At 71.2% G+C, this 21,510-nt stretch carries 28 protein-coding genes; 16 read left to right on the top strand and 12 right to left on the bottom strand.

Features of this window, described 5'->3' with window-relative positions; genetic code table 11:
* Positions 1 to 3 precede the first annotated feature (3 nt).
* Both FHU30_RS30155 and FHU30_RS30150 read right to left on the bottom strand, forming a co-directional pair.
* Positions 4 to 879 carry an RNA polymerase sigma-70 factor gene (locus FHU30_RS30155; protein WP_253880379.1) on the bottom strand — a complete coding sequence of 292 codons (876 nt, stop codon included), beginning with the start codon at positions 877 to 879 and terminating at the stop codon, positions 4 to 6.
* A 16-nt stretch (positions 880 to 895) separates the two neighbouring features.
* On the bottom strand, positions 896 to 2,044 hold the full coding sequence (locus tag FHU30_RS30150) for an NAD(P)/FAD-dependent oxidoreductase (protein WP_253880339.1): 1,149 nt from the start codon (positions 2,042 to 2,044) through the stop codon (positions 896 to 898).
* 186 nt (positions 2,045 to 2,230) lie between these two features.
* On the opposite strand from FHU30_RS30150, the gene FHU30_RS30145 reads away from it, so the two are divergent.
* Together FHU30_RS30145 and FHU30_RS30140 are read left to right on the top strand one after the other, a co-directional pair.
* Positions 2,231 to 3,487: a DUF7927 domain-containing protein gene (locus FHU30_RS30145; protein WP_253880338.1), complete on the top strand. Its 1,257-nt coding sequence runs from the start codon at positions 2,231 to 2,233 to the stop codon at positions 3,485 to 3,487.
* Between the two features lie 120 nt (positions 3,488 to 3,607).
* Complete coding sequence (locus tag FHU30_RS30140) at positions 3,608 to 4,033, top strand: hypothetical protein (protein ID WP_253880337.1); 426 nt, start codon at positions 3,608 to 3,610, stop codon at positions 4,031 to 4,033.
* Positions 4,034 to 4,210: 177 nt separating this feature from the next.
* On the opposite strand, the gene FHU30_RS30135 is transcribed toward FHU30_RS30140, so the two are convergent.
* The gene (locus FHU30_RS30135; RefSeq protein ID WP_253880336.1) at positions 4,211 to 4,873 is read right to left on the bottom strand and encodes a DUF4097 family beta strand repeat-containing protein; all 663 of its coding nucleotides are present in this window, start codon (positions 4,871 to 4,873) and stop codon (positions 4,211 to 4,213) included.
* Positions 4,874 to 5,115: 242 nt separating this feature from the next.
* On the opposite strand from FHU30_RS30135, the gene FHU30_RS30130 reads away from it, so the two are divergent.
* On the top strand, positions 5,116 to 5,847 hold the full coding sequence (locus FHU30_RS30130) for a GbsR/MarR family transcriptional regulator (RefSeq protein ID WP_253880335.1): 732 nt from the start codon (positions 5,116 to 5,118) through the stop codon (positions 5,845 to 5,847).
* 152 nt (positions 5,848 to 5,999) lie between these two features.
* Here the strand turns inward: FHU30_RS30130 and FHU30_RS30125 are convergent, their stop codons facing one another.
* Together FHU30_RS30125 and FHU30_RS30120 are read right to left on the bottom strand one after the other, a co-directional pair.
* Entirely contained in the window at positions 6,000 to 6,347 is a 348-nt protein-coding gene (locus tag FHU30_RS30125) for a YciI family protein (RefSeq protein WP_253880334.1), read from the bottom strand.
* A gap of 98 nt (positions 6,348 to 6,445) precedes the next feature.
* Positions 6,446 to 6,880: a hypothetical protein gene (locus FHU30_RS30120; protein WP_253880333.1), complete on the bottom strand. Its 435-nt coding sequence runs from the start codon at positions 6,878 to 6,880 to the stop codon at positions 6,446 to 6,448.
* A 215-nt stretch (positions 6,881 to 7,095) separates the two neighbouring features.
* Between FHU30_RS30120 and FHU30_RS30115 the strand changes: the two genes are divergently transcribed.
* Both FHU30_RS30115 and FHU30_RS30110 read left to right on the top strand, forming a co-directional pair.
* The gene (locus tag FHU30_RS30115; RefSeq protein WP_253880332.1) at positions 7,096 to 7,338 is read left to right on the top strand and encodes a hypothetical protein; all 243 of its coding nucleotides are present in this window, start codon (positions 7,096 to 7,098) and stop codon (positions 7,336 to 7,338) included.
* 323 nt (positions 7,339 to 7,661) lie between these two features.
* Positions 7,662 to 7,838 (top strand): hypothetical protein, encoded by a 177-nt coding sequence (locus tag FHU30_RS30110; protein ID WP_253880331.1) that lies wholly within the window; start codon positions 7,662 to 7,664, stop codon positions 7,836 to 7,838.
* Between the two features lie 151 nt (positions 7,839 to 7,989).
* Here the strand turns inward: FHU30_RS30110 and FHU30_RS30105 are convergent, their stop codons facing one another.
* A complete protein-coding gene (locus FHU30_RS30105; protein ID WP_308211426.1) occupies positions 7,990 to 8,346 on the bottom strand; it encodes a DUF397 domain-containing protein in 357 nt (118 codons plus the stop codon).
* Positions 8,309 to 9,214, bottom strand: a complete 906-nt coding sequence (locus FHU30_RS30100; RefSeq protein WP_253880329.1) for a helix-turn-helix domain-containing protein — start codon at positions 9,212 to 9,214, stop codon at positions 8,309 to 8,311. Before FHU30_RS30100 ends, FHU30_RS30105 begins: the two co-directional genes overlap by 38 nt.
* A gap of 189 nt (positions 9,215 to 9,403) precedes the next feature.
* Here FHU30_RS30100 and FHU30_RS30095 point away from each other — a divergent pair, with 189 nt between their 5' ends.
* Genes FHU30_RS30095 through FHU30_RS30085 form a run of 3 tightly spaced genes read left to right on the top strand, consistent with a single transcriptional unit; the run spans position 9,404 to position 10,736 of the window.
* On the top strand, positions 9,404 to 9,673 hold the full coding sequence (locus FHU30_RS30095; protein ID WP_253880328.1) for a hypothetical protein: 270 nt from the start codon (positions 9,404 to 9,406) through the stop codon (positions 9,671 to 9,673).
* Positions 9,670 to 10,164, top strand: a complete 495-nt coding sequence (locus FHU30_RS30090) for an ATP-binding protein (RefSeq protein WP_253880327.1) — start codon at positions 9,670 to 9,672, stop codon at positions 10,162 to 10,164. The genes FHU30_RS30095 and FHU30_RS30090 overlap by 4 nt, the downstream gene beginning before the upstream one ends.
* Positions 10,165 to 10,175: 11 nt before the next feature.
* The gene (locus FHU30_RS30085; RefSeq protein WP_253880326.1) at positions 10,176 to 10,736 is read left to right on the top strand and encodes a hypothetical protein; all 561 of its coding nucleotides are present in this window, start codon (positions 10,176 to 10,178) and stop codon (positions 10,734 to 10,736) included.
* A 28-nt stretch (positions 10,737 to 10,764) separates the two neighbouring features.
* Here the strand turns inward: FHU30_RS30085 and FHU30_RS30080 are convergent, their stop codons facing one another.
* Positions 10,765 to 11,328 carry a helix-turn-helix domain-containing protein gene (locus tag FHU30_RS30080; RefSeq protein WP_253880325.1) on the bottom strand — a complete coding sequence of 188 codons (564 nt, stop codon included), beginning with the start codon at positions 11,326 to 11,328 and terminating at the stop codon, positions 10,765 to 10,767.
* A gap of 67 nt (positions 11,329 to 11,395) precedes the next feature.
* Between FHU30_RS30080 and FHU30_RS30075 the strand changes: the two genes are divergently transcribed.
* The 4 genes from FHU30_RS30075 to FHU30_RS47305 all read left to right on the top strand — a co-directional run bounded on the left by FHU30_RS30075 (position 11,396) and on the right by FHU30_RS47305 (position 13,963).
* Entirely contained in the window at positions 11,396 to 12,157 is a 762-nt protein-coding gene (locus FHU30_RS30075; RefSeq protein WP_253880378.1) for an AzlC family ABC transporter permease, read from the top strand.
* On the top strand, positions 12,154 to 12,453 hold the full coding sequence (locus tag FHU30_RS30070; RefSeq protein ID WP_253880324.1) for an AzlD domain-containing protein: 300 nt from the start codon (positions 12,154 to 12,156) through the stop codon (positions 12,451 to 12,453). The genes FHU30_RS30075 and FHU30_RS30070 overlap by 4 nt, the downstream gene beginning before the upstream one ends.
* 90 nt (positions 12,454 to 12,543) lie before the next feature.
* Entirely contained in the window at positions 12,544 to 12,996 is a 453-nt protein-coding gene (locus FHU30_RS30065; protein ID WP_253880323.1) for a MaoC family dehydratase, read from the top strand.
* A 46-nt stretch (positions 12,997 to 13,042) separates the two neighbouring features.
* Complete coding sequence (locus FHU30_RS47305) at positions 13,043 to 13,963, top strand: mycothiol transferase (RefSeq protein ID WP_308211424.1); 921 nt, start codon at positions 13,043 to 13,045, stop codon at positions 13,961 to 13,963.
* Positions 13,964 to 14,005: 42 nt separating this feature from the next.
* Here FHU30_RS47305 and FHU30_RS30050 read toward each other — a convergent pair whose 3' ends face one another.
* A complete protein-coding gene (locus tag FHU30_RS30050; RefSeq protein WP_253880322.1) occupies positions 14,006 to 14,815 on the bottom strand; it encodes a class I SAM-dependent methyltransferase in 810 nt (269 codons plus the stop codon).
* The gene (locus FHU30_RS30045; protein ID WP_253880321.1) at positions 14,812 to 15,306 is read right to left on the bottom strand and encodes a DinB family protein; all 495 of its coding nucleotides are present in this window, start codon (positions 15,304 to 15,306) and stop codon (positions 14,812 to 14,814) included. The genes FHU30_RS30050 and FHU30_RS30045 overlap by 4 nt, the downstream gene beginning before the upstream one ends.
* A 161-nt stretch (positions 15,307 to 15,467) precedes the next feature.
* Here FHU30_RS30045 and FHU30_RS30040 point away from each other — a divergent pair, with 161 nt between their 5' ends.
* Entirely contained in the window at positions 15,468 to 15,992 is a 525-nt protein-coding gene (locus FHU30_RS30040; protein ID WP_253880320.1) for a copper chaperone PCu(A)C, read from the top strand.
* 53 nt (positions 15,993 to 16,045) lie between these two features.
* Here the strand turns inward: FHU30_RS30040 and FHU30_RS30035 are convergent, their stop codons facing one another.
* Positions 16,046 to 16,609 (bottom strand): TetR/AcrR family transcriptional regulator, encoded by a 564-nt coding sequence (locus tag FHU30_RS30035; protein ID WP_253880319.1) that lies wholly within the window; start codon positions 16,607 to 16,609, stop codon positions 16,046 to 16,048.
* Between the two features lie 82 nt (positions 16,610 to 16,691).
* Here FHU30_RS30035 and FHU30_RS30030 point away from each other — a divergent pair, with 82 nt between their 5' ends.
* The 3 genes from FHU30_RS30030 to FHU30_RS30020 all read left to right on the top strand — a co-directional run bounded on the left by FHU30_RS30030 (position 16,692) and on the right by FHU30_RS30020 (position 20,044).
* Positions 16,692 to 17,843, top strand: coding sequence for an FAD-dependent monooxygenase (locus FHU30_RS30030; protein WP_253880318.1), 1,152 nt, complete (start codon positions 16,692 to 16,694; stop codon positions 17,841 to 17,843).
* 108 nt (positions 17,844 to 17,951) lie between these two features.
* Complete coding sequence (locus FHU30_RS30025) at positions 17,952 to 18,590, top strand: NADPH-dependent FMN reductase (RefSeq protein ID WP_253880317.1); 639 nt, start codon at positions 17,952 to 17,954, stop codon at positions 18,588 to 18,590.
* Between the two features lie 2 nt (positions 18,591 to 18,592).
* Positions 18,593 to 20,044 carry an MDR family MFS transporter gene (locus tag FHU30_RS30020; RefSeq protein WP_253880316.1) on the top strand — a complete coding sequence of 484 codons (1,452 nt, stop codon included), beginning with the start codon at positions 18,593 to 18,595 and terminating at the stop codon, positions 20,042 to 20,044.
* Positions 20,045 to 20,104: 60 nt separating this feature from the next.
* On the opposite strand, the gene FHU30_RS30015 is transcribed toward FHU30_RS30020, so the two are convergent.
* Entirely contained in the window at positions 20,105 to 21,457 is a 1,353-nt protein-coding gene (locus FHU30_RS30015; RefSeq protein WP_253880315.1) for an FAD-binding oxidoreductase, read from the bottom strand.
* Positions 21,458 to 21,510 lie beyond the last annotated feature (53 nt).

The raw sequence follows: 21,510 nt of genomic DNA, 5'->3' as shown, positions 1-21,510 counted from the left end.
GGCTCATCCTCGCAGGCCCGCCAGTTTGTCGGGGTTCACCTGGAAGCGCAGGTTCTGGATGCGGCCGTCGAGCAGGTCGTAGGTGACGACCCCGATCGGCTGCCCGCCGATGACCGCGACCACCGCCAGCTCGCCGTTCACCGTCCTCGCCTCCAGGACGACGCCGACCGACTCCGGCTTGGCGAGCGTGCCGAGCAGCCAGCGCGCGACGTGGTCCGGGCCGTGCAGCGGGCGCCGCGCCGCGGTGACCTTGCCGCCGCCGTCCGACCAGCAGGTCACGTCGGGGGCGAGCAGTTCCATGACGGCGTTGATGTCGCCGCCGGACGCCGCGGCCATGAAGCGCTCGGTGAGCGCTCGGCGGCGTTCCGGATCGTCGTCGAACCGGGGGCGCCGGGCCTGCACGTGCTCCCGCGCGCGGTGCGCGACCTGCCGGACGGACGGCTCGGGCCGCTCCACGAAACCGGCGATCTCCGCATACGAGAAGCCGAACACCTCGCGCAGGACGAACACCGCGCGCTCGATCGGCGACAGCGTTTCCAGCACGACCAGCATCGCGGTCGAGACGGTGTCGGCCACCTCGGCCTCCTCGGCGGCGCTGTCGGGCGCGGTCAGCAGCGGTTCGGGGAGCCAGGGCCCGACGTAGCTCTCGCGCGTCGCACGGGCGGACGTCAGCCGGTTGATGGAGAGGTTGGTGACCGTCCGGACGAGGTAGGCGCGCGGGTTCTCGACGCCTGTGCGGTCGGCCTTGTTCCACGCGATCCACGCGTCCTGGAGGACGTCCTCGGCGTCGGCGACGCTGCCGAGCAGCTGGTAGGCGGTCCCGAACAGCAAACGCCGGTGCGCGGTGAACGGGTCCTCTGCCGTGCCGGTGCTCGTCATCACGGGCCGCCTTCCTTCACCGGGTGGTACGGCCACCCTTGGAGAGGTACGGGTACACATTGAAGCGCCTGCTCATCCGGAAGAACGGGATGGGGCTGCTGCTGACGGCCTCCTTGTAGAGGACGGCGGCGCGCCCGGTGAGCGCGAAGCGGCGCGGCGTGTCGTCCGCGTGCGTGAACTGGATGACGGCGTCGCGGCGGCCGAGGCTGACCGGCTGGTGGAAGTAGCCGAACCGGAACGGCTTGAGCGCGCGCCCGCGCAGCATCCGGACGATGTTGTCGGCCGCGTGCGCAGCGGTCGGCATGCCGCTCTGGCAGGTCCCGTGGATCTCGCCCCACGCCTGCTTCGCAGCGGCCGCGTCGCCGACCGCGAACACGTCGGGGTGGGACACCGAGCGGAGTTCCGCGTCCACGACGACGCGTCCGCTGCGGTCGGTCGTGATGCCCGCGGCCGTCGCGAGGTCGGGGACGCGGACGCCGCTCGTCCACAGGGTGGCGTCCGAGTTGACGATCGTGCCGTCCGCGAGTTCCACGCCGTCCGGGAGGACCTTCGTGACGGCCTCGCCGACCCGCACGGTCACGCCGAGCCGCTCGAACGCCTTCGCCATGTGCGCGCGCGCCCGCGGGCCCATCATCGCGGCGGGCTCGCCGCGGCTGACCAGCGTGACCTTGAGGTCGGGACGGGTCTCCGCGATCTCGGTCGCCGCCTCGACACCGGTCAGGCCGCCGCCGCTGACGGTCACGTTCCGGACGTCCGTTTCGGCGAGCCGCGCCGCGAGCCGTCCGGGCTCGTCCAGCGTGAACGCGTGATCGGCCGATCCGGGCACGAGCGAGGTGTCGGCCCTGCTCCCGAGCGCGATGACGAGCACGTCGTAGGCGAGCCCGTCCGTTCCGTCGATGACGACGCGGCGCCGGGTGGTGTCGATTTCGGTCACGCTGCCCTGGCGGAACACGACGCCCGAACCGTCCAGCAGGTCCGGGATGCGACGGACGGCCAGCTCCTGCCCGGACGCGGTCTGGTGCGTGCGCAGCCGCTCCACGAACCGCTCGGACGGGTTGACCAGCGTGACGGTGACGTCCCGGTCGCGGCGCGTCCCGTGCGCGATCCGGACGGCGCTCAACATCCCGGTGTAGCCGGCGCCCACGACGACGATGCTCTTGCGCATCTTCCCCATCTCCTTGAGGACGATCCCTTTTCGACGCCCATGGGACAAGCGGCCCGCCCGATCCGTGACAGACCGCCGTGTGACGTGCGCCACTCGGGTAGATCCTTCGCCAACTGCGGGGACAGCTCCGCCCGCCAACGGCGTATCCGCAGGTCGGACCGCGCCACGGCATGAACTCATGCTTGCATGATCACTACGCAACGACGGCGGCTCCGAGCCCTGGCCGCGGCCGTCGCCGCGCCTCTCGCCGCGCTGCCGGCCGTGCTCGCCGCGCCGCTGGCCGCGGCCGTCGCGGCGATCGCGATGGCCGCCGCCACGATCGGCCTGGCCGTCGCCACGACCGGATCCGCAACCGGCTCCGCACCCGCGTCCGCACCCGGGTCGGCACTCGCGTCCGCGCGTCGGGCGGGGCCGCGCTCGTCCACTGTCGGAGTGAACCTGGACGTCACGGGCATCCCGGCGATCGGGCAGCCCGCGTTCACCGGACGCCTCGGCACGGCCACGACCGGCGACGCCACCGAGCGCGACCAGGCCGACTACGCCCACGACCCGGACGGCGTGAAGTCGCTGGTCACGATCGCGAACCCGTCCGGCAGCACGTCCGGGAACACCGCGGTCGGCGCCTGGGACGCGACCAGCGACCCCAACGTGTTCGCCATGTCGCTCAAGCCGGGCGCCCCGCAGGTCCTGGACGTCGCGGCCGTGCACACCTACGCGCAGTGCGAGCCGCCGCACGCCCCGCAGGTCCAGAACTACGTGACCGCGCCGACGTTCGCGGAACGGCTGCTCGCCGACGGCGAGAACTCGGTCGACGTCACCGGCGCGCAGCTCGGCTACCCGGACGTCACGACCGGCACGCTGAAGGTCACGATGACGCGCGTCCAGAAGACGACGCCGGACACGGCCGCCGAGGCGCGCGTCGTGTTCGACATCGAGGGCACGCTGAACGGCGCTCGCGGCGTCCTCTACCGCGGTCCGATCGCGAAGGTCGTCCTCGGGGACGTCCGGGCGCAGTGCACCGGAATGTCGCCGAACCCGGCGCCGGGCGAACTCGTCGTCCACAAGTCTGTGGACAAGCGGTACGTGCGCGTCGGCGACACCGTCCGGTACACGATCACCGCCCAGAACGTCGGCGGGACGACCATGCTCGCCCACTTCACCGACGACATGAGCAAGGTGCTCAAGCACGGCGACTACAACCACGACGCGCACGCGACCAAGGGCCGGGTCGCCTACCGCGAGCCCTACCTGGTCTGGACGGGACGCCTCGCACCCGGCGACACGGCGAAGATCACCTTCACCGTCACCGCGCGCAGCGTCGGCCGGATGCCGAACGTCGTCGTGTGGGACAGGCGTCCCGTCCCGCCGCCGCCGACCCCGGCTCCGAAGCCGACCGAGAGCCACCACACCGACACCGACGTGGTGCCGAAACACGTGAAATGACGGCTCGGTCCCGTCGCGCGAGGGACACCGGGGAGTGGCCCAGATCACACGATCTGTTCCTTAACCTTTTGCTTAAGTGACGCGTCTTACGCTTCGTCCACCAAGGAACGGGAGTTACAGATGCGACGCAAGCTCATCCTCGCCACGGGCGTCATCGCGACCGCCGGGGCGGTCACGCTGGGCACCGCCGGGATGGCCTCGGCCAAGGCGAGCTTCGACCTGCACGCCAACCACAAGACCGTGCACCGGCACGGGACCGTCGGCTTCAAGCTGGCCGCGGCGACCGACTCGGCGCACGAGCACCTGACCGGCGCGAAGTTCTGCCTCCAGGAGGCGACCGGCAAGCCCGGCAAGTTCGCGACGGTCAAGTGCACGACGGTCGGCCACTGGGACCGCAAGGCGAAGGCGGAGATCTACTCGATCGCCTTCAACTTCGGCAACCAGGCCAAGGGCAAGCACGCCTTCCGCGGCACCGTCCAGTTCAAGCACCACGGCAAGTGGGGCCAGACCTACAAGACCAACTCGGTCGTGGTCACGGTCAAGTAGCCGCTTGAGCAGGCGGTTGGCCGCTTGAGCGGACGCTGACGCGAGCGTCGTAGGCCGGCAGGGGAGCGCCCCTCCGTCGCGGCGTCGGCAGGAGAGAACAGGGACGGCCCCGGCGGACTTTCGTCTGCCGGGGCCGTTCCGCTGTTCGTTGCAGGGAGGCTGCATCGCCATGCGGCGTCAGAGGCTGCGGGCGGTGATGTCGCCGTTGGAGGTGGTCGCCTTGATCTCCAGGCCGGGGGTGCCGTCGTTCTTGAGCGCGTTGCTGATCCGGCCGTTGGGGGTCTCGGCGTCGAGGGAGGCCGAGGCGCCGTGCGCCGCGGTCACCGAGATGCTGCCGGACTGGGTGCGCAGGACGACCGTCCCCGCCACCGCCTCGGCGATCCGGATGTCGCCGCGGGCCGTGGCGATCTCCGCCGGGCCGTTCAGGCGGCCGATCTCGATGTCGCCGTCCGTCGCCTTGAGGCGCAGGCCGGCGGCCTGGTCCACCGTGATGTGCTTGTAGGCGCCCTCGAAGGCCACCTCGCCCAGCGGGCCCTCGGTCACCAGCTCGGCGGCCTCCGCCTTGCCCTCGACGCGGGACCCGGCAGGCAGGTGGACGGTCACCGCGACCGCCCCGGACGACCCGAACGCCGAGCTCTTCGCCGCGGACTCGATCTTCAGGACGCCGTCCGCGTACGCCACCGCGACCTGCTCGGCGGCCTTCACGTCCCGGCCCTTGCCCGCGTCCACCGGGAGGACCTCGACGGTCGCGTCGGCGCGGTCGGCGGCGACGAAGTGGACGCGCCCGGCGGGGACGGTCACGACGGCGGCGATCGGGGCGGTGGTGTCGAACTTCTGCATCGTGTGCTCCTTGAGTCCGCGGCGCTTGCCGCTCTCTTTCCGACACCGCAAACGCTACGTTGCTTTCACGATCTACGCAACATCAACGTTGCGACGAGACCTTGTTTTTCCAGGTCAAGACACGAAAATCATTGCAACGGCTTGCCGTATAACGCAACACGCGTCCCGCAACTCGTTGCGTTACGGTGCCGGTGAACGCTATGCTGGCGGTATCAGGACGCAGCAGCAGCGAGGAGAGTGCGATGCCGGGAGGCAGGCTCACCCAGCAGGACCGCCAGCAGATCGCGGCAGGACTGGCCGACGGCCTGGCCTACGCCGAGATCGCGCGGCGCCTCGACCGGCCCACCTCGACGATCACGCGCGAGGTCATGCGCAACGGCGGCCCGGCCGGCTACCGCGCCGACCTCGCCCAGCACGCCACCCAGCAGCGCACGAACCGCCGCCGGACGGCCTCCGCGCAGGGCCCGGCGGCGTCCCCGCAGCCGCACGGGCGCGACCCCGAGGCCGTCCTCGCCTTCCAGGAGAAGCTCACCACGGTCTTCATCATGTCGGGCCTGCCGAAGATGATGGCCCGCGTCCTCGCCTGCCTGTACTGCACCGACTCCGGCAGCCTCACCGCGGGCGAGCTGGCCCGGCTCCTCCAGGTCAGCCCCGCGTCGGTGTCGAAGGCGACCACGTTCCTGTCCGAGATGGACCTCATCAACCGCGACCGCGACCAGGGCCGCCGCGAGCGCTACTTCGTCGACGACGACCTCTGGTACCGGTCGATGGTCCGCAGCGCCAAGGCCAACGACGACACGGTGGCCGCCGCGCGCGAGGGCGTCGGCGTCCTCGGCCGCGGCACCCCGGCCGGCGACCGCCTGGAGAGCGTCGCCCGCTTCCTCGACTTCGTCACCGAAAGCCTCCTCCGCGCCGCCGAGCAGAGCCGCGAGATCCTCTACAGCAAGCCCACCCCCACCCCCGAGGACGACTGAGCACGCAACCCCCGCCCCGAACGCCGAACACAACCCCCGGCCCGAGCGCCGAACGCAACACCCGGCCCGAGCGCCGAACGGAATGCCCAGCCCGAACGCCGAACGGACGCGACCCGAGCGAGTCTCGGGGCCGCGTCCGTCCTTCGTTCGGGTCAGGCGTGCTCCCAGACCGTCCGGACCTCGACGTTGCCGTACCTGGCGCCGGGGCAGCGCGCCGCCCAGTCGAGCGCGGCGTCCAGGTCGGGGACGTCGATCAGGTAGTAGCCGCCCGCGATCTCGCGGTCCTTCTCGGACGGGCCGTGCACCACGACGCGCTCGCCGTCCGGCCGGACGTGCACGGACACGGCGTTCGTGGTGTCCAGCGCCCGCCCGTCGAGCCGGACGCCCGCCTCGGTGACCGTCCTCTCGAACGCCATGAACTCCTCGACGGTCGGACCGTCCGCCGGATACTCCTCGGCCGAACCGGGCGCCGCGGTGTTGACCAGAAGCAGGTACTTCATCCTGCACTCCCTAGCTGTTCGGATCGCTTACCCCGCAACCACGAACAGCCGCCCCCGAAATGGACACCCACCCGGAAATCTTTCGCCGGCCCGCCGGATCAGCCCTGCTCCAGGGCCTTGACCTGCGCCGCCAGCTCCTGGATCCGAGCGCCTTGCACAAGGACGTCCTCGTACGCGACGTCCCCCAGGGCTCTCTGCAACAACGCCTGCTCCTTCTGGTACGCCACGCTCCACACCTGCGCGGCGACCGCGCCCACTCCGAACAGGGAGCCGACGACCAGGCTCAACCCCAGGCCGCGGACGCCGCCGGTGGAGGCCAGGCTGAGCACCACGCCGGTGCTGAGCAAGGCGGCATGCAACGTCCACACGAGCAGGCCGATCCCACCGGAATGAAGCCGCGGCCCGCGCGCCGCCGGAACCTGCGGAAACAGCACCCACCGCCGCACCACACCCGAGAACGTCTTCCAGAACTCGCGCTCGGCCGCCTCCAGTTCGGCGACCAGCTCCTGCCGGGCGGCATTCCGCTCGTCCATGCGTCCTCCCCGCTCGAAGGCGCCCGGACCGGGCACGATGCGCTCCGCCCCGCGGCCTCGTTTCCGGTTGGACGCACCATCCCGACCCCCGGCCCATGATCGCCGGCCCAACAGCGAGGGGTGGCCATCTGGACACCCAAAACCCCTCACTCAAGGTAGCCGGAACGTGCGTAGAGTCATCGGTGCAGCGGTCATCCTCGCGAGAAGGAGAACCCGTGCGCATCACCACAACACTCTCGGCGGCCCTGCTGGCCAGCGGCATCGCCCTGACTCCGGCATCTGCGGCCGCCCCGGGCACGCCTGACGGACGAACCCAGGCGACCATGCGGCCCCACCTCTGCCCGCCCCACAAGGTGTGGAACCTCCACCTACGACGCTGCGTGCCCCTGAAGGTGGCGCGCTGCCCGAAAGGCATGCACTACGACCACAAGCTGGCCACCTGCGTCCTGCGCGACTAGGCCGTGTTTACGCAGTCCCGGCCCACTGCGCTCGCCTAGCGGCTCGCTCCGTGACCGTGCCTGGGCGAACGCGGCATCGCTTCGCGATCAACCCGGGTGCCGCTCGCCTCCGGCGTCGCGGCACCGCGCTGGTCACGCGTTCGCGCGCGTGGCCGAGGCCACTTCGAAACAGGCCCTAGGCACCGACGCGTCCGGACCCCGGCCGAACGAGCACTCATCCACTTCGTTCGATTACCGACGGTTTTCGTCCGATAGCAGTGGGTAGTGGATCTTCTGGGAGGTCACGGGAAGGCGAGACCTCACAGTCCAGAGGGGGGACGATCATGAGCAAGGCCCGTCGCGCCAAGCAGCAGCAGGACAGGCACGCACGCCCGGTGGAGCACACCCAGGACGCGGCCCAGACGACGACCGTCATGGATGCCCAGGCGGCTCCGACGGCCACCCTGAAGAAGGAGCCGATCGCCAAGCCGAAACACCAGCGCAAGTTCGGCCACAACTGAGCCCAGCGCCCAGCGCACGCTCACACCCGGACACCACTTCCGGCTGTGAAGCCAGGCCCGCTCCGTCCCACGACCGAGCGGGCCTCTCCAATGCCCCCAAGATCGCAGGAGCCACCCTCACTCACCATGAACGAGCATCAGCCGCGTCGCGCTAAGCCTGCCGCGCTTTGATGGAGGCAAGGAGCCCGCTCCACTCGGACGCACCAACCCGCAGCCGCCCCCCGTCCGGATCCTTGGAGTCACGTATGGCAACGCCGGACTTCAGGAAAGCAGCCGCCTCCACGCAGTGCTCACCGTCCGACCCACTGCGAGTGCTCTTCCGCCAGGTCGTCGCCGGTGCCTCCAGCCGTCGTCCGGGGGGCTTGGAGTGGCGTACGCCGACATCCCACGAGGCCATGACCGCCACCTCCACGCAGTCGCTCTCAGGATCGCTGCCGCTGTGGCTACTCCTGCGCCAGGACCCGTGAGGCTCATTTCCGCTTTTGTTGCTCTTCCGCCATGTTGCCACCAGCGCCTCCAGCCATCGCGCGGAACGCTCTCGCTGCCCGTTCGAACTCCAGGCGCGAATCCTCCACGGACAGGGCCAGCGAGCAGAGGTCCTCGTACACGTCGAGGTAACGTGCCACCTCGTCGTCCTCTTGGAGGAACTGTGCCCGGGTCAGCGCGGCCAACGCCACCACCGTGAAGTTGCCGGTCTCGACGTCCAGGATCGAGAACGAACCATCGATGCCAGGGACGGTCGTCGCGCTGAACGGCAGGACACGGAGCTGGATGTCGTCCTCATATGAGACCTTCAGCAAGTAGCCCATCTGCTCGGCCATGACGAACGGACCGCCGGTGTTCATGCGAAGCGTGGCTTCGCCGATCACCGCTTCGTAGCGCAGCGGCGGTTCGCGGTCGAAGACCTCCTTTCGAGCCATGCGGAACTCCACATGGCGGTCCAACTCCTCCGGGGTGTACTTGAAGGAGCCCATCACGGCTCGTGCATAGCCAGGTGTCTGAACCAGCCCGGGAATGAGCTCCGGGTAGTACGACCTCACACGCGACGAGTCGATCTCAAGCTCGTGGTACTCCGTGATCTTCTTCGTGGGGAAGACCAGCCTGTTCCGCCGGACCCACTCACGGGACGGGCCAGGCGACGCGAGGCCCATCAGGGATTCCCGGACCGCGGGGCTTGTGACCTCGTACTTGGTGAGGATGTAGTCCACCTCGTGGCGGCGGACCACGACTCGGGCGTTCTCCATCCTGTGCAGCGTGGATTTGGACAGGTTGAGCAGCAGGCATGCCTCATCCTGGGTCAGGCCGCGCTCCTCGCGGAGGCGGCGGAGCTGTGCGCCGAGGCGGCGCCTTCGCAGGGTCGGGGGACGTTGCGCCATACACGCATGGTGAACGATCCGTCACGCGTTTTTCAGTGAAAGTTTCGAAGTTGACGGGTCGATACTTCGCGCGAGTTCCAGCTTTCGGGAGCCGCCCGTTCCCGGGAGCGGTCGTGTTCTTGGAACGTGTTGTGCGGGTTGAGCCGGCGTTTCATGCTTGCGGCGGTCCTTACGGGAAGGAGTGTTCCGATGACGCCGCGTGAGAAGCGCTATGTCCTGCTGGTCGGGCTCGCCTGGGAGTTGCGGAAACTGTGCGTGGCGACGTCCGTCCTGCTGCCGGTGCGCGGCGAGACCGTTCTCGCCGTGCACATTCCGGGGCATTCCGGCTTCACCGTTCTCGCCGCGCAGTCGGAAGGCCATTGGCTGATCATGTGGGGCCTCGAAGGCACCGCGTCCGCGGAGACGCTCGACCTCGCGGCGCGGGACATCGCGGCGGCCGTGCGGGGGCGCGCCGCATGAACCTCGTCGGCACCCTGGACGTCCCGGGCGTCGCGCGTTCGGCGCAGCTCGCCCGGGCCTTCGTCACCCGCCTGGCCCGCCGGCTCACCCTGATCGACGTCACCGACGAGACGCTCTCCGACCTCGCGCTCGTGGTGGACGAGCTGGTCGCGAACGCGTGCGAGCACACCGCATCAGGACGCGGCGGACGCATCTCCGTCTTCGTCCAGACGGCCGGCCGCGCCGTGCGCCTCATCGTGCAGGACGACGGCGGCGCCCTGACCAGCCGCACGTCCAGCCCGAGGCGTGCGGCGAGGGCGGACGCGGCCTGTGGCTGGTCGAGGCGCTGTCCACAGCCTGGGGATCGCACGACTCGTGCGTCTGGGCCGAGTTTCCGTGCCGGTCGAGTTCGCTCATGCCTCAAGAACAGCACGCGGAGCGCTGAGCCGCCTCGAAGGCGGCGACCTGTGGATAACTCTGCGCGACCGCGTCCTGTCACCGCGTCCGGCTAGCGTTCCCGGGCATGGCAGACATCCAGGAACTGATGATCGCGACGGACCTGCGCGCGAGCCTGTCGGAGGCCGAGGTCGCCGAGTTGCGCTGGCAGGTGGGGCTGGGCCCGCGTCCCGAGCACATCGGCGAGGAGACCCTCGTCGTCAACGAGATCCTTGACATCGTCCGGGACGAGGGCGAGGAGCCGGTGCAGGACGAGGACGGCGACTGGGTGATCAAGCGCTTTCCCGAACCCGCATGGCACGACGGCTCGCCACGCGCCGCCTACAAGATCCCCGGCGTCGTCTCCTCGTCCCTGGTCCGCGAGGGGGCTGCTGACGGCGGCCGCTGGGCGCTGACCTGCCGCTGGGAGATCCACCCCGACGGGCACGCCGAGATCGCCGAACTCTTCGACTGGCTGGCCGGACGATGCGACAGCGAAACCGCCTTCTTCGGCTATCTCCGCTGGTACGAGGAGGGCGAGCCCGACACCCCGCTCCACCTGCGCGCCGGGAAGATCGTCACCTTCCGCGACGGGAAGTTCGTCCCACCGTTCGCATGGGACGAGGACGACGAACCCGAGGATTACTGACCGACACGGCTTCCGGTCGTTCGGGCTGCTAGGTGTGTTCGGAGACCAGGGTGGCCCGGGTGCCGGGCTCAAGTGCCTGGAAGGTGTGCGGGAGGTCGCCCGGGTAGGCGATGTAGTCGCCGGGAGACAGCTCGACCGGATCGTCCAGGAGGCCGACCAGGGCGCGGCCCGTGCTGATCACGACGTGCTCGACCACCCCGGGCATGTGCGGGTCGGACGCGCGGGGCGGGCCCGGCTCGGCGGTGATCTGGTAGATGTCGCGGCGGGCGCCGGGCGGGCAGGACGCGAGGACGGTCGCGCGGTAGTCGGCGCGGTCGGCGGCCAGCGACGGCCCCTCGCCCGCCCTGATCACCTGCACGCGCGGGACGGGCTGCGCGACGAGCTGCGCGAACGGGACGTCCAGCGCGACGGCGAGCGCCCACAGCGTCTCCACGCTGGGGTTTCCTGATCCGGACTCCAGCTGCGACAGGGTCGACTTGGCGACCCCGGCGCGCCGCGCGACCTCGGTGAGGGACTGGCCGCTGCGGGCGCGCTCGCGGCGCAGCGCTGCGGCGATGAACTCCATCGGCGGACGGGCGGGCTGCTCGCTCATGGCCGTTCATCCTAGAGAACGCAGTTCGATTTGACGAACACGGCACGGATCGTTCATTTTGGACTACGTGCGTTCGATATGGAGAACACCCGACCGGGACATCGTCCTGGTCTGCCTGGCCGTGGGCGCGACCTCGGTGTCCTACGGCGCCATCTCGGTGGCGTCGGGGCTACCGTTCTGGTTCCCCATGGTGATGGGCGCGCTCGTGCTGGCCGGGTCCTCAGAGTTCCTTTTCGTCGGGATCGTCGGGGCGGGCGGCTCGCCGATCGCCGCCGCCCTCGCCGGCCTGCTGGTCAACGCCCGGCACATGCCCTATGGCCTCGCCCTGCCGGACGTCCTCGGGCACGGGTGGCGGCGCTGGCTCGGCGTCCACCTGATGAACGACGAATCGGTCGTCTTCGCCCTGACCCGCAAGGATCCGACGCGCTCCTACTGGACGTGCGGTGTCGGCGTCCTGCTGTGCTGGCCGCTCGGGGCGCTGCTCGGCGCGGGCGTCGGCTCGGCCGTCCACGATCCGAACGTGTTCGGGCTGGACGCGATGTTCCCCGCCGCGATCCTCGCGCTGATCCTGCCGTCACTGCGGGACGCGGGCGCGCGCCGTCCCGCGCTGCTGGGCGCTGTCATCGCGCTCGCATGCGTCCCCGTCCTGCCCGCCGGCCTCCCCATGCTCGCGAGCCTCGCCGCCCTGGCCTTCCTCCCTCTCCTCACCCGCCGACTGCCCGCCGCCACGGACGAGCAACAGCCTGGCCACGGCCCTGGCACGGAATCCGAGGACGATCGGATGGGGGCGGCGGAGACCGTCGTGTCCGGCGAGTGGAGGCAAGCATGATCATCGCTGCGATGCTGGCGCTCGCTGTCGGGACGTATCTGCTGCGGATGTCCGGGCCCGTGCTGCGGACGCGCGTGACGTTCCCGGCGAGCGTCGAGAAGCTGCTGGACACGTCCGCCGTCGTCCTCCTGACCTCGCTCGTCGCGGTCACCGCGCTGACCGAGGGCAGCGGCCCGGCGGACGTCGCGCGGCCGGTGGGGGTGCTGGTCGGGGGCGTCCTGGCCTGGCGGAAGGCGCCGTTCATGGTCGCCGTCCTGGCCGCCGCCGCGACGACGGCGCTGCTCAGGCTCCTGTGAGCCCGTTGGACGCTTCGGACAAGGGCGAGGGCCGCCGGTTTGTCGGATGCGGCATTGGCGCGGGTCTCGCGGAGGCCCAAGGATCGTTCCATGAGGCGTTTCGCGAGTGTGGAGGAGTTCGCCGCCGCCAAGGGCGAGCATCTGGGCTACAGCCCTTGGCGGACGGTCGAGCAGAGCCGGATCGACATGTTCGCCGAGGCGACCGACGACCGGCAGTGGATCCACGTGGATCCCGAGCGCGCCAAGGACGGACCGTTCGGCACCACGATCGCGCACGGCTACCTCACGTTGTCGCTGGTCAGCGCGTTCATGCCGGAGATCTTCTTCATCGACGGCCTGTCCTCGGTGGTGAACGTCGGGCTGAACAAGGTGCGCTTCCCGGCGCCGGTGAAGGTCGGCGCGCGGGTCCGCGGCGGCGCCGAGCTGCTCGACATCAAGAACTCCCCGGCCGGCAAGCTCTCGACCGTCCGGATGAAGGTCGAGGTCGAGGGCGAGCGCCGCGCCGCCTGCGTCGCCGAGACCCTCTTCCTCTACGTCGCCTGAGCCCGGCGGCCCCGCGACCTCATGGGCCGCTGCTAGCGTCCAGAGCGTGACCGAACTGGACGGACTGCCGCGGCTGGAGTTCGCGTTCCCGGGCCCGCTGCGCGACAAGCTGGTAGCGGCGATCATGGACGGCGCCAAGACGAGCACTACCGGCCTGGTCGCCGCCTACAAGGAGGAGGACGAGCCGCTGCCCGAGCCCGGACGGCAGGGCGTCCTGATCGACTCGGTAGAGCGGACCGTCGCGGTGCTGGAGACGGTAGCGGTCGAGACCGTCCGGCTAGCGGACGTTAGCTGGGAGCACGCCCGCGACGAGGGCGAGGGCTACCACTCGCTCGCCGAGTGGCGCACCGCGCACGAGTCGTTCTGGCACGGCGCGGAGATGCGCGAGCTTCTGGGCGACCCGGACTTCACCGTCGATGACGACACCCTCGTGGTGACCGAACGGTTCCGGCTCGTCCGGAACCTCGCCGACGAGCACGGACGGCTCGAACCCGCCCACACCTCCGGCGAGCGCGCCACGCTCGCCGGATTCCTCGACTGGCAGCGCGACACGCTCGCCATGAAGTGCAAGGGTCTGGACGCCGACCAGCTCAAACGCAAATCCCTCACGCCCTCGGACCTATCGCTGCTCGGCCTCGTCCGGCACCTGGCGGAGATCGAGCGCAGCTGGTTCCGCGAGGTCTTCGCAGGCGAGTCGCCCGGCCCCATCTGGCCGCGCGTGGACGGCGAGCACGCCGACTTCCTCGTGGACGACGCCGACCCCGGCGAGGCGTTCGAGGCGTGGCACGCCGAGTGCGACCGCGCCCGCGCGATCGTCGCGTCCCACGACCTGGGCGAAGTCGTCCACTGGCGGGACGAGGACTGGTCGCTGCGCTGGATCGTCACGCACATGATCGAGGAGTACGCCCGCCACAACGGCCACGCCGACCTCCTCCGCGAACGCATCGACGGCACCACCGGCGAGTGACGGAACGCTCAGCCGAAGTCGATATCGAGGTCGACCGGACGCTCAGTCGAAGGCGAAGTCGATCTCGATGATGGTCAGGCGGAGGTCGCGGACGAGCGGGATGCGGTGGCTCCACGGGGCGAGGCGGAACGCGCCGCGGCCCGCGGGGTAGGGCAGGGCGCGGACGGCGGTGATCTTCGGGGACGCGGTGGCGATCTTCGGGTACTCGCCGGCGTCCATCGCCCAGTGCCACGGCGGCGCGGTGTAGTCGGCCGTCCGCATCAGGCCCTTGAGGCTGCGGGCCGCCAGGGCGCGCGGCATCGTGTCGAAGAGCATCCGGCCGCCGGGGAAGCGGTCGGCGCACGCCGCGATCAGGCCGCGGACCTCCGGCGGGCGCAGGTACATCAGCAACCCCTGCGCGGTGACCAGCACGGGTTCGCCCTCGGGCACCTCGTCCATCCAGGTCAGGTCGAGCGCCGAGCGGGCCACGCTGCGGCGGCGCGGCGGGTCGTCCGGTAGCAGCTCGCGTCGGACGTCGAGGGTTTCGGGCAGGTCCACGGTCAGCCAGCGGACGCGCCCGTCGTCCACCCGCCAGAACTGCGTCTCCAGCCCCTCGCCGAGCGCGACGACCGTCCCGCCGGGGTGCTCGTCCATGAACCGGCGCACCGCGATGTCGAACGCCAGCACGCGCAGCGCCTGCCACTGCGCGAGGCTCCCGCCGCCGCCGAACCGCTCGAAGGGGTAGTCGATCGTGTCGACGAGCTGGACGTCCTTCGGGTCGTGCAGCAGCGCGTCGTCGCGGCGCGCCTCGGCGGCCCGGTGGTACAGGGTCCACAGCAGGGTCTCGGAAACGCCCGTGAGCTGGACTTTCACCGGTCCACGGTAACGGCCCGGCCGTCGATCGCCGCGCGCAACACTTCGGCGTGCCCGTTGTGCCGGGCGTATTCCTCGATCATGTGGCAGAGGATCCAGCGCAGCGAGACCGCGCCGCGCCGGGGATGCCGTCCGGACGCGTCCAGCGAGGGAGCGGACGCGACGACCTCCCGCGCCCGCGCGCACTCGCCGTACCAGGCGTCGTAGGCGTCCTCGGCCGGGCCGTCGAACCCGAAGTCGTCGCCGGGGAACCGCGACCAGCGCAGCGGCACGTCCTCACCTGCGAAAACGCGCCGGAACCAGGCCCGCTCGACCTCCGCCATGTGCCCGACGAGGCCGCCGAGCGTGAGGGTCGAGGGCGGGACGGACGGATCGGCCATTTCGGCGTCGCTCAAACCTGCGCACACCATGGCCAGCGCGTCCCGCTGGGCTTCGAGCAGAGAGATCAGCGTCGCCCGCTCGTCCGCCGCACGGGCGCCCGTTCCGTCCACCCGCCAACCCTAACCGGGGCCTGCCGGGAGGTCCGCTTCACGCTCTGGCCCGGGCACTCGTCCGGATCGGCACCACCCCTTGACAGAGAGTAACTGATGGTGATGTATAGGTGACTGTAGGTAGTCAATGGCGAGCGACACAACGAACCGGAGGTTCATCCATGCGTGCTCGCACTCTGACCGTGCTGGCCCTGTCCGCCGCCCTGGTACCCGCGTCCGCGGTGGCCGCCGCCGCGGCCGCGCACGACACACACCGGATCGCCCAGCACCGGGCCGCCGAGCGGACCAGGGCCGTCACGCCCGTCACCACGGACATCACCGCCGTCGACAAGTCCACCTGGGTGCGCTGGCTGCCGAACGCGCTCCCGGCCGCCGGCTACATCACGCTGAAGAACTCGTCGGAGAAGCCGCTCGACGTCACCAAGATCCGCACACCGGACTACCAGCGGGTCAGCATCTACCAGACCGTCGTCGACTCCCAGTCCAGCAGGATGGTCAAGCTCGACAAGTTCACCATCCCCGCGCACGGCGAGTTCGCCTTCGTCCCGGGCCGCTACCACCTGATGTTCGAGAAGCCCACGCGCCTGATCACGCCGGGCGACAACGCACGGGTGATCTTCTTCCTGAGTGACGGCAAGGTCTTCAAGGTCAGGATGCCGGTCCGCACCTCACCTGAGCTGTATTAGCCCGAGCGGCCTGATCGCGCTCGTGCGGCTCGTCCGAGAGCGCGCGAGCGCGGTCAGGGGAGGATGCCGGCCAGGAAGTCGGCGGTGGAGCGGCGCAGGTCGTCCAGGGACGGGGTGTCGCCGGCGCCGGCGAGGGCGTCGAAGAGGACGCCCTCGTGGAAGGCGACCAGCTGGCGGGCGTGCCGGGCCGGGTCGGGGGAGCCGGCCGCGGCGACGAGGGCGACGAGGGGTTCGCGGAAGCGGCGGCCCGCGCGGTCGTAGATCTCGCGGAGTTCGGGACGGCGGTTGGCCTCCAGCGCGAGTTCGTAGCGGGCCAGGGCGCGGCGGCGGGCGGTGGTCAGCTCGATGTTCAGCGCGTTTGCGACGATCTCGGTGAGCTGCTCGCGGGTCAGCCGGGACGGCACGGAGAGGCCGGCGAGCAGGGCCGAGTCGTCCAGTCCGGTGAGCCGGGTCATGGCGAGTTCGAGCAGCGCGAGGCGGGTCCGCGCGATGTTGGAGGTGGAGCCGGGGGCGAGCCCGGCCGCCTCGTCCACGGCGCGGTGGGTGAGTCCGCGCATGCCGCGGTCGACCAGCAGGGCGATCGCCGCGTCTGCGACCAGCTCGGCTCGTGACGTCATGGGGATCACACTACCGCTGTAGTGAAGCCCGAGCTACAGTGCTCACGAGATGAACTACAGGCGTAGTGAGCGGGGTAGTGGCATGACGACGCGGACGGCGATCGTGGTGGGCGGCGGCATCGGCGGACTGACCTCGGCGGTGGCACTGAAGGACAAGGGCTGGGACGTCACGCTCATCGAGCGCGCGGCCTCGCTGGACCCGGTCGGGTCGGGCATGGCGCTCGGCCCCAACGCGCTGCGCGCGCTGGACACGCTCGGGCTCGGCGATCCGGTCCGGGAGCTGGCCGCCTTCCAGGGGGACGGCGGGATCCGGCGGGCGAGCGGAGCGTGGCTCAGCCGGACGAGCGCGGAGGCCGCGGCCGCCCGCTTCGGCGACCCGACCGTCCTGCTGATGCGCGCGACGGTGGTCGACCTCCTCACGGCACGGCTCGACGGCGGCGAACTGCGCCTCGGCACGTCCGTGACCAGCGTCGATGCGGAGAGCGGGACGGTGGTGACGGCGGACGGCGCGGAAGCGCGCTCCGATCTGGTCGTGGCGGCGGACGGCATCCACTCGGCGATCCGCAAGGCCGCCTTTCCGGGCCATCCGGAACCCCGGTACTCGGGTTTGACCGCCTGGCGCTTCGTGGTCGATGCGGACGAGGCTCCGATGCCGTCCGAAACGTGGGGGCGCGGGCTGGTCTTCGGTGTCATGCCGCTCGCCGGGAACCGCGTCTACTGCTACGCGACGGCCGTGGCGCCGGCAGGCGGAACCGCGCCGGACGGGGAGAAGGCCGAACTGACGCGACTGTTCGGCACCTGGCACGCGCCGATCCCGGAGCTGATCGGGAAAACCGGGGACATCCTCCGCAACGACGTCTTCTACCTGCACGAGCCGCTGCCCGCGATGCACCGCGGCAAGGTCGCGATCCTCGGCGACGCGGCGCATCCGATGACGCCGAACCTCGGGCAGGGCGCCTGCCAGGCCATCGAGGACGCCATCGTCCTCGCGCACGAGATGACCGACGGCGGCGGCCTGCCCGCCTACACGCGGGCGCGGTTGCCCCGGACGTCCGCGATCGTGAAGAAGTCGGCGGGCATCGCCCGCCTCTCGAAGGTGAGCAACCCGGCCGCCGTCGCCGGACGGGACGCGGTGATGCGCGCGCTCGGACTGCTCGGCCCGACCGCGCTGCTGCGCCAGGGCGACGCGGTGTTCAACTGGGACCCGCCGCACGCCGGTGCCGTGACCAGGTGAGACGACCGTCACGCCGGTCCGGAGGTTGACCTCAACAAAAGTTGAGGTTCCAGAGTGGAACGCGTCGCCCCGACCCGCGGGGCGCGCGACCACCGGAGCCACGCAGAGATGAGTGAGACCGCAAGCCCCCCGCAGCCGCCTCTGCGGCTCGCGGTGATCATAGGCAGCACCCGCCGCGGACGGTTCGGACCCACGATCGCGGACTGGTTCACCGCCGTCGCCCGCACCCGCGACGACCTGGAGACCGAGGTCATCGACCTCGCCGACGTCCAGCCGCCCGAGGCCCCCGGCACCGCGTCCTCCGCCGCGGACGCGGCCCCCGCCGCCGCGGCATCCGGGGTGCCCAGCGCGGCGGAGGCGATCCAGGCGTTCGCCGCGGCGAGCGAGGCGCTGGAGCGGGCGGACGCGTTCGTGATCGTGACGCCCGAGTACAACCACAGCTTCCCCGGCGGGTTGAAGGACTTCATCGACGCGCACCTGCGCCAGTGGCAGGCCAAACCCGTCGCGTTCGTGTCGTACGGCGGCATGTCGGGCGGGCTGCGCGCGGTCGAGCACCTGCGGCAGGTCTTCGCCGAACTGCACGCGACGACCGTCCGGAACGTGGTCAGCGTCCACAACCCGTGGACGACCTTCGACGCCGAATGCCCCGACGCGCGCGCCGCCGCGCACCGGATGCTCGACCAACTCGGCTGGTGGGGAAGCGCGCTGCGCGACGCCCGAGCCGTCCGTCCCTATGAGGAGGTCTGACGATGGCCGCCACGCTCACCGCCGCTGACACCGCGGCGCCCGCACGCACGCTGAAGCCCATGACGATCGCGCTGATCCTGGTGCTCGGCGGGATCATGGTCTCGCTCGACACCACCGTCGTGAACGTCGCCATCAACCGGCTGTCCGAGACCTTCGACGCGTCGCTCGCCACGATCCAGTGGATCGCCACCGGGTACTCGCTCGCGCTCGGCGCGATGGTGCCGACGGCGGCCTGGGCGGTCGGCCGGTTCGGCGCCAAGCGGTTGTACCTGACGGCCGTCGCGGCGTTCGCGCTCGGCTCGGTGCTGGCCGGGCTGGCCTGGGACGTCCCGTCGATGATCGCGTTCCGGGTGCTGCAGGGCCTGGCGGGCGGGCTGGTGATGCCCGCCGGGATGACGATCCTGATCCGCGCCGCCAAGCCGGAAGAGCTCGGCAAGCTGATGGGTACCAACGGGCTGGCGATCCTGGTCGGGCCGCTCGCCGGGCCCGCGCTCGGCGGCTGGCTGATCGACCAGGTGTCCTGGCGCTGGATGTTCTTCATCAACCTGCCGGTCGGGCTGGCGATCCTGCTGCTCGCCGGTCGCCTGTTCCCCGCCGACGCGCCCGCCGCGCGGCGCGCGCTGGACGTCCCCGGCCTGCTGCTGCTCTCCCCCGGCCTCGCCGCGCTGATCTACGGCGTGACCCGGTTCGGGGACGGCGCGGACGGCGCGGCGCCGCTCCTCTGGATCGCCGCCGGGCTGGCGCTGGCCACGGCGTTCGCCGTCCGGGCCCGGTTCGCCGCGCACCCGCTCATCGACCTCGGCCTGTTCCGCACCCGAACGTTCTCCGCCGCGAGCGCGACGCTGACGGTGTTCAGCGCCGGGTACTTCGGGACGATGATCCTCGCGCCGCTGTACTTCCAGGTGGTGCGCGGCGAGTCCGCGACGGTCGCGGGGCTGCTGGCGATGCCGGGCGCGTTCGCGTCCGGGATCGCGATGCAGGTCGCCGGGCGGCTGGTGGACCGGATCGGCGCCGGACGGATCGTCCCGGTGTCGGTCGCGGCCGCCGCGACCGGGTTCGTGCTGCTGGCCGTCCAGCTCACGGCGGACGGCTCGTACTGGGGGATCGCCGGGGCGACGGCGCTGATCGGCGGGGGCGGCGGCGCGACGATCATGCCTGCGCTGACCGCCGCGACCAAGGGCGTCTCGCACGAGCAGGCGCCGGCCGCGAGCACCACCGTCAACCTCATCACGACCACGATGTCAGCGGTCGGCATCGCATCCGCTTCCGCGCTGCTGTCGGCCCGCTTGCCGGACGGCGGGATCCAGGCCGTCCACCGGCTGACCGGGCCCGCCCGCGAGGCCGCCGCGCCGACCCTCGCGCACGCCTTCCAGCTCACCTACCTGCTGCCGCTGTCGCTGGTCGTAGCCGCCCTCGTGCCCGCCCTGCTGATCCGTTCGCGGAGGACGCCATGACGACCTGCGCCTGACTGCCTGATCGGCGACCCGTCCGCCTGACCGTCCCTCGGGGGCCGGTCAGGCGGGCGGGATGTTGTGGTTCAGGCGGAACAGGTTGGACGGGTCGTACGCACGCTTCAGCGCGACGAGCCGCTCGTAGTCGCCCGGCTCGTACGCGGCGCGGACGTTCTCCGGCGTCGCGTTCGCGCCGTACAGGAAGTTGAGCGCGTGCCCCAGCTTCCACGGCGCGACGACGGCGTCGAGCCGGTCGTGGAAGTCGCGGACGTCGTCCGCCGTGAGCCCACCGACCAGCGGGGACAGGAAGGCGACGAAGTAGGCGGCGTCGCGGTGGCCCACGGCGCTCGGGACGGCCGGGGCCTTCGCCATCGCGCCGCCGAGATGCCGGATCTCCATGATGCGCGGGGCGTCCGAGCCGCCCGGGCCGGTCAGGCGCAGCAGCTCGTCCACGGCGGTCTGGGGGAGGTCACCGACCAGGGCGTGGGTGGTGAAGTAGCCCATCGGGACGTCCGGCTCGTTATGGATCGTCCCGATCTCCGGGTACGGCATCACCCGGACGGAGTCGACCAGCCTCGGCGCGATCCCGCGCAGCGGCGCGACGAGCCGCTCGCCCGCGTCCGCGTCGCCGAGGTAGGCGATCCGGATATGCGCGACATGCCGTCCGCGCAGCGGCTCGGGCACCATCGGCAGGTCGGGTAGCGGGACGAGAGCGATCGACGAGTTCATCTCGTCGGGGACGCTAGCCGTCCACTCGCGGTAGGCCGCGAAGACCGCCGGGACGTGCTCGGCGTCGAAGTACAGCGCGCCGCCGTACAGCCGCTCCAGCGGGAAGAGGTCGAGCTCGACGGCCGTCACGACGCCGAAGTTGGCCCGGCCGCCGCGCAGCGCCCAGAACAGGTCCGGGTCGGAATCGGCCGTGACGCGGCGTTCCGTCCCGTCCGCCGTGACGACCTCGATCGCCCGGACGTGGTCCGACGCGTGCCCGGCCGTCCGGCCGAGGATCGAGATCCCGCCGCCGAGCAGGTAGGACACCACGCCGACGCTCGGCGCGGACCCGTTCGGCCCGGCCAGCCCGTGCGCCGCGGCCTCGCGCACGACGTCCCGCCAGCGCGCGCCCGCCTCGGCCCGAGCCGTCCGCGCGCCCGGGTCCACGGCGACGCCGGTCAGCCCGCTCACGTTGATCAGCAGGCCGCCGTCCGCCGGGACGGGCATGCCGTGGCCGGTGTTCTGCACGGCGACCGGCATCCCGCGCTCGGCCGCGTACCGGACGGCCGCCGCCACATCGGACGCCGACGACGCCACGCCGACCACGTCCGGGCGGTGCCACCCGGCGAGCTGGAACGCGGCGCGCGCGTCGTCGTAACCCTCGTCCGCGCTGGTCAGGACGGTGCCTTGGAAGTTCGGGATGGTCATCGGAGTCTCCTCTCGTCCACGCACCTCCACCCTGCCCGCGGCCGATCCATAAG

Source organism: Actinomadura rupiterrae, from assembly GCF_024172125.1.
GTDB lineage: Bacteria > Actinomycetota > Actinomycetes > Streptosporangiales > Streptosporangiaceae > Spirillospora > Spirillospora rupiterrae.
This window is presented reverse-complemented; position numbering and strand designations above follow the sequence as displayed.